13 protein-coding genes are annotated in these 16,056 nt (G+C 46.5%); 11 read left to right on the forward strand and 2 right to left on the reverse strand.

Going from position 1 to position 16,056, the window contains the following annotated elements; translation table 11 throughout:
* The first annotated feature begins 230 nt into the window (after positions 1–230).
* From J7E78_RS15925 to J7E78_RS15945, 5 genes are all read left to right on the forward strand, one after another.
* Positions 231–1,232, forward strand: coding sequence for a phosphate/phosphite/phosphonate ABC transporter substrate-binding protein (locus J7E78_RS15925; protein WP_397330583.1), 1,002 nt, complete (start codon positions 231–233; stop codon positions 1,230–1,232).
* Positions 1,233–1,410: 178 nt separating this feature from the next.
* On the forward strand, positions 1,411–2,208 hold the full coding sequence (gene phnC / locus J7E78_RS15930; protein ID WP_062837418.1) for a phosphonate ABC transporter ATP-binding protein: 798 nt from the start codon (positions 1,411–1,413) through the stop codon (positions 2,206–2,208).
* Positions 2,205–3,056 carry a phosphonate ABC transporter, permease protein PhnE gene (phnE, locus tag J7E78_RS15935; RefSeq protein ID WP_251035080.1) on the forward strand — a complete coding sequence of 284 codons (852 nt, stop codon included), beginning with the start codon at positions 2,205–2,207 and terminating at the stop codon, positions 3,054–3,056. Before phnC ends, phnE (J7E78_RS15935) begins: the two co-directional genes overlap by 4 nt.
* Positions 3,053–3,859, forward strand: coding sequence for a phosphonate ABC transporter, permease protein PhnE (phnE, locus tag J7E78_RS15940; RefSeq protein ID WP_215077221.1), 807 nt, complete (start codon positions 3,053–3,055; stop codon positions 3,857–3,859). Before phnE (J7E78_RS15935) ends, phnE (J7E78_RS15940) begins: the two co-directional genes overlap by 4 nt.
* 1,018 nt (positions 3,860–4,877) lie before the next feature.
* On the forward strand, positions 4,878–5,414 hold the full coding sequence (locus J7E78_RS15945; protein WP_215077222.1) for a hypothetical protein: 537 nt from the start codon (positions 4,878–4,880) through the stop codon (positions 5,412–5,414).
* Between the two features lie 77 nt (positions 5,415–5,491).
* Here J7E78_RS15945 and J7E78_RS15950 read toward each other — a convergent pair whose 3' ends face one another.
* Complete coding sequence (locus J7E78_RS15950; RefSeq protein ID WP_397330584.1) at positions 5,492–8,278, reverse strand: DUF5689 domain-containing protein; 2,787 nt, start codon at positions 8,276–8,278, stop codon at positions 5,492–5,494.
* A 221-nt stretch (positions 8,279–8,499) separates the two neighbouring features.
* On the reverse strand, positions 8,500–8,976 hold the full coding sequence (locus J7E78_RS15955) for an RNA polymerase sigma factor (RefSeq protein WP_215077224.1): 477 nt from the start codon (positions 8,974–8,976) through the stop codon (positions 8,500–8,502).
* 215 nt (positions 8,977–9,191) lie between these two features.
* On the opposite strand from J7E78_RS15955, the gene J7E78_RS15960 reads away from it, so the two are divergent.
* From J7E78_RS15960 to J7E78_RS15985, 6 genes are all read left to right on the forward strand, one after another.
* A complete protein-coding gene (locus J7E78_RS15960) occupies positions 9,192–9,905 on the forward strand; it encodes a response regulator transcription factor (protein WP_215077225.1) in 714 nt (237 codons plus the stop codon).
* Positions 9,902–11,368, forward strand: a complete 1,467-nt coding sequence (locus J7E78_RS15965; RefSeq protein ID WP_215077226.1) for a sensor histidine kinase — start codon at positions 9,902–9,904, stop codon at positions 11,366–11,368. Before J7E78_RS15960 ends, J7E78_RS15965 begins: the two co-directional genes overlap by 4 nt.
* The gene (locus tag J7E78_RS15970) at positions 11,365–12,528 is read left to right on the forward strand and encodes a hypothetical protein (RefSeq protein WP_215077227.1); all 1,164 of its coding nucleotides are present in this window, start codon (positions 11,365–11,367) and stop codon (positions 12,526–12,528) included. Before J7E78_RS15965 ends, J7E78_RS15970 begins: the two co-directional genes overlap by 4 nt.
* A gap of 202 nt (positions 12,529–12,730) precedes the next feature.
* On the forward strand, positions 12,731–13,414 hold the full coding sequence (locus J7E78_RS15975) for an ABC transporter ATP-binding protein (protein WP_215077228.1): 684 nt from the start codon (positions 12,731–12,733) through the stop codon (positions 13,412–13,414).
* A gap of 18 nt (positions 13,415–13,432) precedes the next feature.
* A complete protein-coding gene (locus J7E78_RS15980) occupies positions 13,433–14,803 on the forward strand; it encodes an ABC transporter permease (RefSeq protein ID WP_215077229.1) in 1,371 nt (456 codons plus the stop codon).
* Positions 14,804–14,831: 28 nt separating this feature from the next.
* On the forward strand, positions 14,832–15,908 hold the full coding sequence (locus J7E78_RS15985) for an efflux RND transporter periplasmic adaptor subunit (RefSeq protein ID WP_215077230.1): 1,077 nt from the start codon (positions 14,832–14,834) through the stop codon (positions 15,906–15,908).
* Positions 15,909–16,056: the final 148 nt, after the last annotated feature.

The raw sequence follows: 16,056 nt of genomic DNA on the forward strand, positions 1-16,056 counted from the left end.
AGATATATGGAATTACCATAAAACGGAGAAGACAGAATAGGCTGAAGGACCGAAGGATAGGTTGGTATCTCCGATGTTCTTCCTATATCTTCAACCATAATGAGCCTATTCTAACAGATACAAGTCACGCTGACAGCCTGACAGGAAACTTTACAAAACTCCAAATTTCGTTTCACATCGCGCTAATATTTGGCAATTATAGTAGACAAGTACTGAAAAATAGATATTCTCTGGAGGGTGTTCGTTTGAAGAAGTCTGCTTTATTTTTACCATTGTTGATTTTGGTTCTGTTTCTGAGTGCTTGTGGGTCTAGTGCTACAACAGGTTCGTCTAACGGATCTGATACGAGTTCGAATGCGTCCGGTTCATCTACCGATACGGCAGAGACAGAGAAAGCTGTCGAAGGTTATGTACCAACTGAATTGACGGTTCAATTTGTTCCTTCCCAGAACGCAGATACGCTTGAAGCCAAAGCGAAACCGCTGGAGAAGCTGCTTGGTGACAAACTGGGCATTCCGGTAAAAGTCAGCGTATCCACAGACTATAACACAATTATTGAAGCAATGGCTTCCAACAAAGTAGACGTAGGTTTCTTGCCTCCGACAGCTTATGTACTGGCCAAAGAAAAAGGCGCTGCACAAGTTATTTTGCAAGCACAACGTTTTGGTGTAAATGATGAGACAGGTGCTCCAACCGAAGAGTTGGCGGATTCCTATAAATCCATGTTCATTGTGAAAAAAGATTCGCCGATTCAATCCATCGAGGACCTTAAAGGTAAAAAAGTCGCTTACCAAAACGTAACGTCTTCCGCAGGTTATGTATGGCCAGCAGGCCTGTTGCTCGACAGAGGGATTGATCCATTGAAAGATGTATCACCTGTAACGTTGAAAGGACATGACCAAGGTGTTATCGCTGTATTGAACGGTGACGTTGATGCAGCAGCTATTTTCCAGGATGCCCGCAACACGGTAGCCAAAGACTATCCGACTGTATTTGAAGATACGCGTGTACTGGCATTCACTGAGCCTATTCCTAACGATACCATTGCCGTTCGTACAGACATGAATGCAGATTGGACTGCGAAGATCAAACAAGCCTTCATCGATATCGGTAAAGATACAGAAGGACATCAGATCATCAAAGAAATCTATACGCATGAAGGTTATGTAGAGTCCGATGATAGCAAGTTCGAGATCGTTCGTCAGTATGGCGAAAAAGTGAAAGGTGAATAATTCTGATCCAAAAGTAGTTTGGGATCTGTTCACTTTGTAATAGCTTTCTTGGATGGGAACAGCTTAATCGTAGCAATGAACAGGCCAGTTCAGCGTGATCTACGCTGTGCTGGCTTGTGCCATTATAGCAAACGACTCATATATGGTTGATCATTATGAATGAAAGAAGGATATTGTCATGATTGAGCTTCATAACGTTACCAAAACTTACGCTAACGGCACCAAGGGCCTGGATAATATTAATCTGAAATTTGAGCAGGGTGAATTCATTGCTGTAGTGGGTCTGTCCGGTGCGGGCAAATCAACGCTCTTACGCTCCATTAACCGACTGCACGACATTAGTGAGGGAGAGATTCTGATTAACGGAAGCTCCATCACGAAGGCACAAGGCAAACGGCTACGTATGATCAGACGCGACATCGGCATGATCTTCCAAAGCTTCAATCTGGTGAAACGGTCCAGTGTACTACGTAACGTACTCGCTGGACGGGTTGGATACCATTCCACCATGCGTACCATTCTGGGTCGTTTTCCAAAAGAGGATATTGAGCTGGCATTCACTGCGCTGGATCGCGTGAATATTTCGGAGAAAGCTTACTCCCGTGCAGATCAGTTGTCCGGTGGACAACAACAGCGTGTGGCTATTGCCCGTGTACTGGCACAGGAAGCAAAAATCATACTGGCCGACGAACCGGTTGCTTCACTCGACCCACTTACAACAAAGCAGGTGATGGATGACCTAAAACGCATCAATCAGGACCTTGGGATTACTACCATCGTCAATCTTCACTTTATTGATCTGGCCAGAGAGTATGCGACCCGTATTGTTGGATTGCGAGCAGGCGAGGTCGTATTCGATGGTCCGGTGGAAGAGGCAACGGATGAGCGCTTTGCAGAAATATACGGCAGACCGATTCTGGCTGACGAATTGCTGGACAAGCAGGCTGTGCATGAGCAGGGAGAAGTTGTGGTATGAAGGGGCAGTCCAACGTTCCACTTCAGAATTCAGGCGGAGTGGGGAAGGAACCTGGTTCTAACCCGGCTCAGGTTGTGAATCGCCCAAAACCGCCTGGGCGTACGAAACATCTGCTCACTTTAGTGATCATTCTGCTCCTTCTGTGGGCCAGTGCCAAGCAGACCGATGCCGGCTTCACAGAGTTATTTCAGGGATTCCCTGAAATGTGGAAATTGTTAAAGGATATGTTCCCACCCCGGTGGAGTTACTTTGATAATATCGTGCAAGGCATGCTGGAGACGATCCGAATGGCCTTGATTGGAACAACTATTGGTGCCATTATTGCCATTCCAGTCTCGATCATCTGTGCCGGTAACTTGATGCCGAGTCGCTGGATCTATTATCCCGCACGTTTTCTGCTGAACCTGATTCGGACCGTCCCGGATCTGTTGCTTGCTGCTTTGTTCGTTGCTGTGTTTGGTTTGGGGCCAATCCCCGGAATCTTGGCACTGGCTGTGTTCTCCGTAGGTCTGATTGCGAAGTTGACCTATGAGACGCTGGAAACCATTGATCAGGGGCCGCTGGAAGCGATGACGGCTGTTGGTATGAACCGGATTCAGCTCATTGTATATGGTGTGGTGCCGCAACTGGCCGCCCAGTTCACATCCTATGTGCTGTATGCCTTCGAAATTAATATACGTGCTGCTGCCATTCTGGGACTGGTGGGAGCCGGAGGAATTGGACTCTACTATGAGGCTACACTTGGATTCCTGGAGTATGACAAGACCAGCGTAATCATTCTGTTTACCCTCGTCATTGTCCTGATCATTGATTATGTAAGTACTAAGCTGCGGGAGAAATTGCTATGATGAAAAATGAAACAAGCCGCATCCGGCCAAAACCACGGAAAAACCCGCTACGCTGGGTCATTGTATTACTGCTGATCCTTGTGTATGCCTGGGCTCTCGCTGGTGTACCGTTTACTGGTTTCAAGGAAACCGCCGCCCAGATTATGAAGGCCATTGTAGCCGGGATTTTCTCGCCGGACTGGGATTTTGTATATCTGCCTGAGGGAGAAGACTTGCTGCGAGGCCTACTGGACACGTTGGCGATTTCCGTGCTGGGTACCGTGATCTCGGCTGTACTCTGTATTCCGTTTGCCTTCTGGTCTGCCCGTAACATGAGTGGGCATCGTTCCATCTCGGGCGCAGGCAAAATGGTACTCAGTTTCATCCGTACGTTCCCTGAGATTATCATGGCTTTGATGTTCATCAAGGCAGTAGGTCCCGGATCGTTCGCAGGGGTACTCGCCCTTGGATTGCACTCCATCGGCATGTTAGGCAAATTGTACGCGGATGAAGTTGAGAATATCGACTACGGTCCATCTGAGGCGCTGCTTTCTTGCGGAGCCAATCGCATGCAACAGTTGTGGTTCGCCATCCTGCCCCAGGTCATGCCTGGATTCCTGAACTATACTCTGTATCGATTCGAGATCAATGTACGTTCTGCGACTATACTCGGTGTAATCGGGGCAGGGGGGATCGGTACCCCGCTGATCTTTGCATTGAGCACCCGGAACTGGCCGCGAGTAGGTATAATCCTGCTGGGTATTATCGTGATGATCACGATTATCGACTTGATCTCGGGGTATATTCGTAAGAAGCTGGTTTAGAGTTGATGTAAAGCTACGAAATATAGTAGATGATAAATTAAGATTAGATGATAGCGTAAGAAGAGAGGGCTATTCGGTGCCAGAATTTTGGCAGGGATAGTCTTTTTTGTGTGTCTGCAAATAAACAACGGTGCGTTCTTGTTGCTCAGCTAATCGTTGAGGAAGAAGAGGATTCCAAGAATATGTATAAAGATGATTGAATTATTTTCCAAATTCATGTAATGTTAATAGGTTTCTATATAAAGGGAATTAAGGATTTAATTAATACTCCTCCTAGATATCAATACAAGAAGTGAGTTTTTAAAAAGAAGGTGACCTATGGGATTATTTCAGTATATATGGATTGGGTTTATGGTACTCCTGTTACTTTACAGAATGGTCTTTCAGAAGTTTAAAAAACATAACAGAGAAAATATTGGACTCAGTGCAATCCTGATCATTTTCACGGGAAGCAGTTATACGTTTACACACATGAACTTAATTTTTTTCATTAGTGTTATCGCCGTGGCCGCTTATTGTGCTGTATGGAACAGCATTCTATTTGTTAGAAATGGCTATGAGTCGGAACGTTTGAAATGAACCCGTTCTGCATCGGCGATAAAGAATTCAAACAATGTAGCATAGCCTTGCGGGAACTGGGCTAAGGAACCTGAGAGTCCCTATTTAGCCTTATAAGGCATCACTGGAATTCTAACGAATCGTAGTGGCGCTATTTGTTGCGTTTTGCCCGATTTAACCCTTTGGCAACTGAAATGTAGTTAAATAGCGATGCTGAGGTTCGTTAGATTTTAAAATTCGGCCCAAATGGCCGAATAAGATCTGTCGGGTTCTTTAGCAGTGGCAGCTTTTTTAGATACTTTCCAGCCAAGGAATTCCTATGTAACTAGAATTGATCTGACGGGAGTAGAGAATAAAACGGTTAAGACGATTTCTCCTCTAGCTCCAATGTTTCCTTCTCAAGTAAGATAAGTGATGTGCTGATTAACTTATTGACCATTGGTGTGAACTGGAGGTTCTAATGACATATAAATCATCTATTCTGGTTATGTTGATCGTACTGCTGGTTGGTGGTGGTCTATTCGCTTATTTTTACAAGTTTCCTAAAGAAGTCAATGTTACACGTGAAGCTGTAACCTATGCACAGGTTGATCCCGAAACTACCGAATCAACTGCAATTAAGGTAGAAGGAACGATTTACCGTCCACTATTTCGTCAGTCTACGTTCGAAGGCAGAATTACAATCGAAGGTAAAGATTTTACAACAACTGGGGATATGATGACTGTCTACGTAGCGGAAAGCCACGGAGGCATTCATATGGGGAACCTTCATTATCTAAAATCAGGTAAACCCTTGGAAACGTTATGGCATGGACTAATTTGGTTTGATTCAGCGTGGGAAAATATTAATCTGAATCTTGGCAGAGCAGGACAGACGTCAGACCAGAATTTTTATGTGGTCGCTACAGCTCGCAATCAGCAAGAAGCTTACGAAGTTCAAGCGCGTATGAGTGAGCGATTTGGAGACGGATTTGCTCCTCGAAACAACATAGAATAAATAGAAAGAGGGCCTTTCTCCGTTAAACGGAGAAAGGCCCTCTTTGCGGATTATACAAGTTTGAATAATTTAAGCTCTTAACTAGCCAAAGGCAACGCTTTGGTCACTTGAACCGCAATCGTCTCTGTGCTGGTTACGCCTGCGGCGTTGATCAGCTCAGCACGGTACGTATACGTTCCGTTAGCGCGACCGGACAATTCCGTTGTAGCACTTTGAGAAGCTGGTGTTGCCGCGTTCAACGCTTGTGTATCAATCAATACATCATTCTCGTAGAGACGGTATTCAGTTGCGTTCGTACCCCACCAGAGGTTCATGGATACGTTATAGTTGCCGTCACCATCCCAGTTATTTTGGGACAAGTTCGCTTTTCCTGGAGCAGCATTCGTTACTTGAACTGTCAGCTCATCACTGCGTGTAGTTCCTTTGTCATTGGTCAGCTCGGCTACATACGTGTATGTTCCGTTAGCCTTGCCTGTAATCGCCGTTTTGGCAAACTGTGAAGAAGGTGTAGTCGCAGTCAGTTTCTGTGTATCGATCAGAACGCCGTTCTCATACAGTTTGTACTCAGAACCGTTTTCGCCCCACCAGAGGTTCATGCTTACGTTATACGAACCTTCGAACAGGCCAGTGGTATATCCATTATCAGAAGAAAGCACCGGTTTACCCGGTGCTCCTGCAGCTGGAGTGGAAGGCACTTCGCCGCCACCTTGCTCTTCAGCAGGTACAAAATCATTCAAGCTTCTAGGTTTCAATTGATATACATCTTTGAAAATAGCGGAAACCCCTGTGATATCGATTTTGTCACCAGCAGCATAAGGGAAAGAAGTCTCCGTCACACCTGTACGGGTGTCTACACGGATATGTGTGCTTGTTCCGTCTGCGGCTACCGCGTCGAATTCAAAAGATCCAACTGGTGTAGCACTGATGATATTCTCAATCGTTACATCTTTCAGTTGAACCAGTTGACCTTGGTTCGCATCTGTAATTGCAGTAACCTCGATTGGAGCAGGTACGGAAGCCGTACCTGTTTTCTCAATCGCAACGATATCCGTAAGCTCAAACTCGCTGTTATAGATGGTTGTTGCTGCCGTCACTTTCACCTTGTCACCTGCATGGAAGCCGCTAGTATGCTGGAATACGTAGATTCCGGCAGTTTCATCTTGAAGATAGAAGGCTTGTCCACCGAATGCACCCGGCTCTGTCGTCACAACACCTTCGATGGTTACGGTCGTACCAACGGCTTTGGTGCGTGCTTCAGCAACTGTGATAGCTGCTGGAATCGGTCCTTCTTCTTCCGGAAGCTGTTCTGCTGGCACATTGCCAACAGTCACGGCATTGGTGATCAGGTTGCTGCCATTCAGACGCAGACGCAAGCTCGCAGCGCCAGTTGTACCCGGTTTGATGCGGACGTTCAGATCTTTGATCCCGCGACCTTGGCTGTCCGAGGTTACACTGAATGTGGAGCTATAACCGTACGAAGTCGGCCAAGTACCACTATCATTCTGGACCATGGCGACCTGTGTTCCGCCAGTCAGATAGATACCGGCACTATATCCGGATACGGTTGTGTTTGGAGCCATGTTCTCCACAACTACACGAATCTGGAAGTCTTCTGCATTCGGAAGCGTATCCTGTTTCACGAAGCTGTAAGCAGCATTTGCACTGGATGCAGGGCCGCCGTAAGAACCAGCCTTAAACGTGGAACGATCGTACCACTTGTATCCGGCAGCAGGTCCGGACCAAGGTTCAGCCTGTGGTTCTGTAGAAGCAGTCGGCTCTTCGAATGGCAACAACGCTGTAGCTGTGTCCAGTTCAAGTCCGTTCACTTCAGTCAGGCTTGTGTAGTTTTCTTGCGTAGCGAGCCAGTTCACGGTATTCACGAGCAACACCGCATCATCGGCTTCTTTAAAACCGTCATAAGTCGTTTTGCGTGTGCCAGTCTCTTCACGCAAGTATTTTGGTGATGCATCTTCTACTGGAGACGAGTCACCGATGAAAGCAGCCTTACCTGCGCCCAGCTTGGATACAGCCACGTAAGGACCTTCTTCGATCCCGCCACCGTTGTATACGCCTTGGTCCACCGCGTTATTCCATTTTGCGTTGGTTTTTGGCAGGTACACAATACCTTTTGCCTTTTCAGGATCAGTGATTGCAAGTGTTGAACCGGCGTGCATGGCTACAGCCGATACCCCTTCTGTAATTCCGAAGGCTTGATCTGCCGGTACGACGATATTGGCATTGATATCACCAAGAGCGTTATAGCGGAATCTTACGCCGAAGTTATCGGACAACCAGTCCGAGCTGGTTATATTTTGCATCGCTTCAGAATTACGCTCATCTGTGCTCATACCTTTTGCCGGATCTTCGAATGCTCCCCGACGATAGCCATTGATGACTTCAGAGCCATCCCAGCGATTTTTGTTACGGTCTGCATTATAGTGATCTCCAACAAAGAAGATGCTGCCGCCCGTTTCAACATATTGTTTCAGTGCTTCTTGTTCGGATGTTTTGAAAGGAATTTGAGGCTCTGCAATAACGAATACGTTGTACTCTTTCAGATCATCATAGGTAAATGGAGTTGTCTTGCGAAGTTCTTTGACATAGTAACCATCATTCGCGAGTGCATTCCCGAAGTCGGAGAAACCTCCATCAATGACCCAGTCTGCAGCTCCAGCCGTTTGGCCGTGAGAGTTGTCGAACAATACTTTTTTACCTGCATTTTGGTTCACAACCTTTGCCTGAATGAACGGTGCCGGGTCTGTCGGTCCTTCCGCATGAACCGATGCATCTCCGTTCCATAATCCGATCTGAAGCGGCAAAGCCATGGACAATGCCAGGAGTGATTTTAGAAATACTCCTCGCATACCTGTTAATTTACCCAACCAAATCCCTCCCAAATATTAGTTGATTCATGAGTTCGTCCATATTCTACCACATGAAAATCTCACATAGTCATAACAATTTGTAAAAATTAACTCGATATTTGTAAAATTGGGTCTTTTGACATATCCGTAGGTCATTCGGTCCAGCTTCATTTATCCAATCTACCCTCATATATTGATTCCGGTATAAAAAAAGCCATCTCTTATGAGATGACTTTGGCCCGAATTCGATTGACGGCATGGAAGACAGATGATTTAATCATGCCTTCACTGCGATTCACCAGCTCTGCCGTTTCCTTAATGGAGTATCCATGGATGAGGCGAAGTTCTAATATTTTACGATGTTCCGTGTTGTTAATGTGGGAGACAAGATCATGAACACCTTCGCTAATTTCAAGGTGGGATGTATCGACGTGATGGGTAGGTACCTCCAGACGGCTGTCTCGTCTGAGTGTACGGGTCCGTCTGCGGAAGCTGTCCATTGCCAGGTTACGGGCAATGCGTTTGAGATAATAGAGAAGCCGATCTTCAGGGATATCCACGTTAACATTCATCAGTCGTATGAAACAATCCTGTGCCAGATCTTCTGCGTCTTGCGGTTGTTTGACGATATGGGATAGATACCTTGTGATTTCTGATTTATAGTTGACATAAGCATCATTAATTTGTGTGCTGTTCATATGATGTGAATCCCCCTTGGATACAGATCAGGCTTGGGTCCGGTCTGGTATGAGTCTCTTCTGATCCAAGTATATCGGGAGGTTGTTTCCAAAAGGTTCAGAGTTGTATCGGAGTTGTAACATTTCGTGCTTCCCTCTATTCAAGCATACGGCTTGGGATACAAAATAAAAGCAGATGAAGGAAATTCATAGAGCAGGGAGATTACGAAAGTATCATGAGACAAAAAGAGATTTTAATTATTGAGGACGAGGAGTCCATTCGCGATATTTTGTCCTATTCGTTACGTAAGGAAGGATTTGAGATCAAGGAAGCAGCTACGGGAAAAGAGGGGCTGGATCTGCTTCGGGATTCGAAGCCGGATCTGATCCTGCTGGATCTGATGCTGCCGGATATGAGCGGTTTTGATGTGTGCAGACAACTATCTGTGAACTCCAAGATACCCGTCATCATGATCACTGCGAAGTCGGACATGCTGGACAAGGTACTTGGTATGGAGCTTGGGGCGGATGATTATATCACGAAGCCTTTTGATATCCGTGAGGTGGTTGCGCGCATTCGGGCGATCTTTCGCCGGATTGATCTGATTAGCGAGACACTGGAGAATCAGTCCTATGAGGTGGTAAGGCTAGGCAAGCATATTGAGATCCGCAAGGATGAACGTGAAGTGTGGAAAGACGGGGAACGGGCAGGACTCACGAATAAGGAATATGATCTGTTGTTATTTCTCGTGACCTATCATCGCAAGGTGCATACACGTTCTGAACTGCTGGACAAGGTATGGGGATTTGATTTTGCAGGGGATACCCGAACGGTGGACATTCATGTGCAACGGATTCGCAAGAAACTGGATAGTGGGGTGCAAGGTATCTCGATGATTGAAACGGTATTCGGTGTGGGGTACAAGCTGAATATTCAGGTACAGACATGAAGTGGACAATCCAGTTCAAGATGGTGGTGCTATTCTCGGTCATTGTATTTATCGGATTCTCGGTTCTGCTGATTCTGTCCAATAAGGTAGCTCAGGAGAATATGTACCGGGAAGTACATGAGGATATGGTGCAATCCAAAAGAAATCTGGACATCGCGCTGAATCAGTACTTTCTGATTCATAACAAACGCATGAGCAGAGACTCGCTTGAAGCAGGAAGCCGCGAGCTCGCGGAGCAGATTGGATCAGCCGTTGGTGGGGAGATTATAGTATACCGCCCCGATGCTTCGCCATACGGATCTGTTGGCAGAGAGGCTAACGTTGCTAAGCGGTCTGACCTTCCTGATGTGGAGGAAGCCATACAGTCCCGGATTGCTTACACCACAGTTGTGGATAAGGGCCGGGTCACAGCCAGTCTGTCCTTCCCGCTCCAGATGGATCAACAATTGATTGGAATCGTACAGATGAAGAAGGATTACACGGAATTGTTCAAACGTAACCTTCGTTTTCAAAATACGATCAAGTTGTTTGCAGCGGTTATTTTTGTATTTGTATTTATCGCATCCATCTTTATCTCCCGGAAAATTACACAACCTATCCGTGTACTCACGAAACGTTCTGCGGAAGTGGCCCAGGGAAGTCTGAATGCGGACATTCAGATTACGACCAAGGATGAGATCGGTGAACTGGCTTCAAGCTTCACCGTCATGATTGATCGGGTACGGGAGCAGATTGATGTGATTGAGCGAGAGCGGGACGAAGTGAAGCAAGTACAGGCCCGAAGCAAAGTTTTTTTTGACAATGTAACGCATGAATTGAAGACACCCTTAACGACGATTCTGGGGTACGCCCAGATTTTACGGGATAACGGGTTTACCGACCAGGACTTTTTTGACAAAGGCATGAATTATATCATCAAGGAAAGCCAGCGTCTCAACACGATGGTTGCGGATATTCTGGAGGTCTCGGTCTCCTCAGCGGTCATTCAGGCGTACCGATTAGAACGTATCGATATATCAGATATTATTCGTGAAGCTTGTGAGGACATGTCGATTAAGGCGGGCAAGTACAATATAGGCATTCACTATGAGCTGGAGGAACATCAGTATTTACAGGGAGATCGGGATAAGTTGAAGGAGGTCTTCCTCAATATCCTGGATAATTCGGTCAAGTACAGTGATGTGAACTCCATCATCGAAGTACAATCCTTCCGGTTAGGTGATTCCATCGCTATTGTGATCCGTGATCAGGGGGAAGGAATCGGTGCTGAAGCGCTCCAGCATGTATTTGAACCCTTTTACCAGGATAAAGGAATCAACAGGGCCGAGAAAGGCAGTGCCGGGCTGGGGTTGTCTATTGTGAAGAATATCGTTGAGCGTCATGGAGGAACAGTGGAGATGAAGAGCATCATGCGGCAAGGGACACAAGTAAATATCAGTCTTCCGGGGGAAAGGAACGCATGAGACATCCTGGATTTTGGCGTAAAAACCGTGACAGATTGATGCTGTCCGGGTTGTTGATCGCATTTGTCAGCGGAATTTTCGGGATTAGCAGCCTGTTCAGTATCGGAAATCTCAAGCCTAGAACGGTAATTTTGCCAAGTGAGCAGTTCAACAGCCGTCTGGCGCCACCACCAAGCAGTACGATTCAGATTGAGTCGGCGACCAAGATTCCAAATGACTTTGCGATCTTTGATTTTGAAGTGTTAGACCGGAATACAATTATATTTAATCAACCGGAATTTTCCTATTCAGGGCTCAAGCTGTCTCTCCTGCATCTGGATGATAAGGAAGTGAAGAACATTGCGGCTAATACGGATTACGGCGTAACGCTCAGCCCGGATCACAAGAAGATCATATACTCCCAGTATCGGTCAGGTCAGACGCAGAAGACAACGTATGAGTATATCATACAGAGCGGGGAACGTCGCAAGCTTCCGAACGACAACCTGTATTATCGAGTGTTTGCAGGGAACGACTCCTACATCGGTCAGGATGATCTGTTATTTAAACAAGTTGATCTGAGCCAGGGGACGAGTCATGTCATCTACACGTATGAAGAGCTGATGAGGATGTTCACAGGACCAAAACAAGGGAAAGGTTCGAGTGATACGTTTATCGTTATGGATGTGTTGCAGGTCAGTGAGGATCACGAGCAGTTTTATATACTTGTGATGCTGAAAGATAAGTATGCCATCTATCGTGTATCGCTTGAGGATGAGCATGAAGTGAAGACGTATGCTTCAATGGAAGACATTCAACAGTACAAGTTGCTGAAAAATGGTGACATGCTCATCCAGGGAACGATGAATAAGGTACAGGGGCTGTATCGGTATCATGCAGCAGAGGAGCAGTATGATCTGTTATTACAAGGTTCGATCTGGGGCTTCGATCTGGATGCAGATGAATCTCGAATCGCTTACTTTTTCCCGATCGACAGTCAGAATCAGAAGAATGAGTTGCATGTTGCCTACTTGAATGACAGCAAGATTTCGTCCGATACGGTGATCTATCGCAATATGGATAACTTCATTAATCTGAAATGGAATGACGATGAATTATTTGCTGTAAGCAGCTCAGTGGGTAAAAGTGAAATGTACCGCTTTAGTTTCAGAGCCTGGTAAGCTGCGGAAGGTATACGAGTATAAGACCTTGGTCTGATAGAGCTGACGATATCTGCTCTTCGGACAAGGTCTTTTTGTTATGACATGTTACAAGTTGGATACAACTCCGGCCAGCCCGGATACATCTCCACCCTATAATGAAAAGGGAATATTCTACGCGAATCCATACATATACAGCAAGTAGAAAGGAAGAAATGCAGTAATGCTTCAAGTTGAACAATTATCCCACTCGTTCCGCAATGGCCAGGGAACCGTGCCGGTGCTTCAGGATATCAACCTGACGATTGGAGAAGGCAAGATGGTAGCCCTGCTGGGCAGTTCTGGTTCGGGCAAATCCACACTGTTGAATCTGATGGCAGGGCTCATGAAACCGGATCAGGGCAAGATTCTAATTGCGGGACAAGATATTGTACGTTTCAGTGAAAATCGCCTGGCTGAGTTCAGGCGCAGTCATATCGGGTTTATTTTTCAATCCTATGAGCTGCTGTCCAATCTTACGATCCGGGAAAATGTAGAGTTACCCTTGGTATTTATGGGGATAAGTCCTTCAAAACGCAAAGCAAAAGCATTAAAGCTGCTGGAACAAGTGGGACTGGGTGAAAAAGCAAACTTGTTCCCGTCTCAGTTGTCGGGCGGTCAACAACAACGTGTCAGTATTGCACGTTCGCTCATTACCGAACCCTCGGTGATCTTTGCGGATGAGCCTACCGGGAATCTGGATACCGAGACGGAGGAAGAGATCATTGCGATTTTGCAGCAGCTTAACCGGGATATGAATACAACCTTTGTCATTGTGACACATGAAGCAGAGGTCGCGGAGCAGATGCAAGTTGTGCTTACACTGCAACATGGAATACTGGTCGAAGAAGCTGTAAGGGAAGATTGAGGCAAAAGGAGAGGAAATGTGAGAATACGGGATGTAGCACGTATGGCCTGGGGACAGATCATTCGCAGAAAAATGGTCACACTGCTGTGCATGATGGGGCTGTCCATCGGCTCTGCCGCCATGATCATTGCACTTAGTGTGGGGCAGTCCGTACAGACCTATAGCGAGAAAACATTGAACGACAATTACAAAATGGATGAAATTACAATTACGCCAAATGAAGGCATACGTACTGGGAACGGCAAGGAGAGCGGTCAGACATCGAAGTTTGAACGGGGTGCGCTGACGTTGGAAAAGATTCAGATTATCCAAAGACTTCCTCATGTTGTTGCTGTGGCTCCTATGTTAAAGCTGGATTCGCTGGAAATGGTGCTTCCGGATGGTCGCAGCACATATGTTGAGGTCATCGGTACCCAGCTGGAGACCCTGTGCGGGTTTGGATACAAGTATGCAGAGGGACGTGGGGCAGAGGATGGTCGTATAGCAGTGACCAGTTATGGGGCTGCATTTGGACTCGTGGACCCCAAAGTAACTCAGAAGTTATTTGAGCAGTTGAATGCTGATCCGTATAACAATGAGCTTTTGGAGCAGTTTACGGAAATGTCAGGGAAGCAGGATCAGCTGGTTCAGCAGCGTATTCAGTTCCGATATGAAGATTATGCAAATGCGAGCAAAACCAAAATGAGTGGCTCTATACGCGTGTCTGGAGAACTGACGAAACCTTCCAACATGGATGAGATGAGCGCTCAAAGCGATAAAAAAGTATATTTGCCACTCGATACAGCTCGTGCACTGCAGGATGAGCTTGGATTACAGCAGGCCGATAGCAGTGCGGCCAAACAACTTAACTCAGCTCTGGTCAAGGTTGAGGACAAACGTTATGTATCCCAGGTGGAAGAACAGATTAAAAAGCTGACGTTAAACACACAGAGTAATCTGTTCCAGGAGGAAGCGATGGCAGGCCAATTGGCGATGTATCAGAAAGCGGCATTGGGGATCGGTGGTTTTATCATGCTGCTGGCCTCATTATCCATTATCGTAGCGATGATTATGTCTACGCATCAGCGGCGTAAACAGATTGGTGTCATGAAGGTGCTGGGTGCAAATCTGTGGCAGATCCGCCAGATGTTTATTACGGAAGCAGCGATGCTTGGATTAATGGGCGGCGTGGCTGGTGTGGGGATTGCCTTTGCTGCCCTCGGCGGGGTGAATAGTCTGCTGGCGAGTCAGATGGCAGATCAGATGAATGGTCCGATGACCGTGGTTATTCAGCAGTCGGCTCTGCCACTTGGCATCGTGTTTGCTGTTCTGGTTGGCATTGTATCGGGGATATATCCGGCAATCATCGCATCCCGAACCAACGCATTAACTGTGATCAAATCAATGTAATTTTATCAGCGAAAGGGAAATTGGGCACATGAAGAAATGGATTAAAATCATCATCACTGTTGTACTTTTGGCAGGTGCAGGGTACTGGCTGTATGAAAAGTACAAGCCAAAACCGGAGGCGCCTATAGAGATTCCGCCCCCGATTACCTTTGATGTGACACAGGAAACGATGACGCAAACGATACAGGTGAAGGGGAAATCCGTATACACTGATCAGACGGATATTTTTGCTCCGTATGCTTCCAACATCAAGCAGTGGCATGTGAAAAGTGGTGAGCAGGTGAGCAAAGGCGATATCCTGTTTACCCTCGATACCTCAACGTTACAAACGGAAGTGGAACAGTTGCAGAGTGATCTGGAGAAAGCTCAGCTGGAAAACAAGATGAATCAGGTTAGCCTGGATCAGGCGAATATGAGCGAGTCACTTGGCGTGACGGAAGAGGAGCGCAAGAAGGCATTTGCAGATCGGGAAGGCAAACGTCTGACGAATGAATTGAATCAAAAAGCGTTGGTACTCAAGGAGAAGGAGATACAGAAAAAGCAGGCAGTAATAAGTAAGTCTGTTGTATATGCTTCCGCTTCCGGTATATTTCAGATGAATGAAGAGGACAGCAAGACACGTGCGGTGACGGAAGGACAGCTGATGGGGTCCATTACAAACATCAGCAAACTGAAATTTATGACGATTGTTGGTGAAGAAGAGATGTTCAGGCTCAAGGTGGGAATGTCGGTTAAGGTGCGAATGACAGCGCAGAAAGACCTGCAATTCACCGGGAAGGTAAGTAAGGTGTCCAAATTCGCCCGCAAGAGTACCGATACGGACCTCAAGCAAGCTTCCCAGTTTGACGTGGTCATTGATCTGAAGCCGGACGCCAGAATGTATGGAGGCGTGAGTCTGGAAGGCGATATCGAGACAATGCGGAAGGACAAAGTGACCGTTGTGTCCAGCCTGGCCATTATGCGTGATCAGACCGAACCTTACGTACTGTTAGACAAAGGCAATGGACAGACCGAGCCGCTGACGATCCAGGCTGGAATGGAATCGGGGGACAAGACGGAAGTAGTTAGCGGGTTGAAACCGGGAGATATAGTCGTTTTGCCCTAGACGAACGGTCGAATCGACCTTGAAAAACACGAGGTTCATCGTGGCATTTAGCCATGATGAGCCTTTGGTGTGGTTAGGGGCAAGGGATGTCCAGATTCCTGCCTGAATTATGGAAAAAAAATATAATTAAATTTAGTTAATTCAATTT

This window comes from Paenibacillus polymyxa (genome assembly GCF_018614975.1).
Taxonomy (GTDB): Bacteria; Bacillota; Bacilli; order Paenibacillales; family Paenibacillaceae; genus Paenibacillus; species Paenibacillus polymyxa_E.

Bases quoted from the DNA above. Each gene is read 5' to 3' on its own strand.
- phnC (WP_062837418.1), top strand. From the start codon at position 1,411: ATGATTGAGCTTCATAACGTTACCAAAACTTACGCTAACGGCACCAAG.
- phnE (WP_251035080.1), top strand. From the start codon at position 2,205: ATGAAGGGGCAGTCCAACGTTCCACTTCAGAATTCAGGCGGAGTGGGG.
- phnE (WP_215077221.1), top strand. From the start codon at position 3,053: ATGATGAAAAATGAAACAAGCCGCATCCGGCCAAAACCACGGAAAAAC.
- J7E78_RS15945 (WP_215077222.1), top strand. From the start codon at position 4,878: ATGACATATAAATCATCTATTCTGGTTATGTTGATCGTACTGCTGGTT.
- J7E78_RS15950 (WP_397330584.1), bottom strand. From the start codon at position 8,278: ATGCGAGGAGTATTTCTAAAATCACTCCTGGCATTGTCCATGGCTTTG.
- J7E78_RS15955 (WP_215077224.1), bottom strand. From the start codon at position 8,976: ATGAACAGCACACAAATTAATGATGCTTATGTCAACTATAAATCAGAA.
- J7E78_RS15960 (WP_215077225.1), top strand. From the start codon at position 9,192: ATGAGACAAAAAGAGATTTTAATTATTGAGGACGAGGAGTCCATTCGC.
- J7E78_RS15965 (WP_215077226.1), top strand. From the start codon at position 9,902: ATGAAGTGGACAATCCAGTTCAAGATGGTGGTGCTATTCTCGGTCATT.
- J7E78_RS15970 (WP_215077227.1), top strand. From the start codon at position 11,365: ATGAGACATCCTGGATTTTGGCGTAAAAACCGTGACAGATTGATGCTG.
- J7E78_RS15975 (WP_215077228.1), top strand. From the start codon at position 12,731: ATGCTTCAAGTTGAACAATTATCCCACTCGTTCCGCAATGGCCAGGGA.
- J7E78_RS15985 (WP_215077230.1), top strand. From the start codon at position 14,832: ATGAAGAAATGGATTAAAATCATCATCACTGTTGTACTTTTGGCAGGT.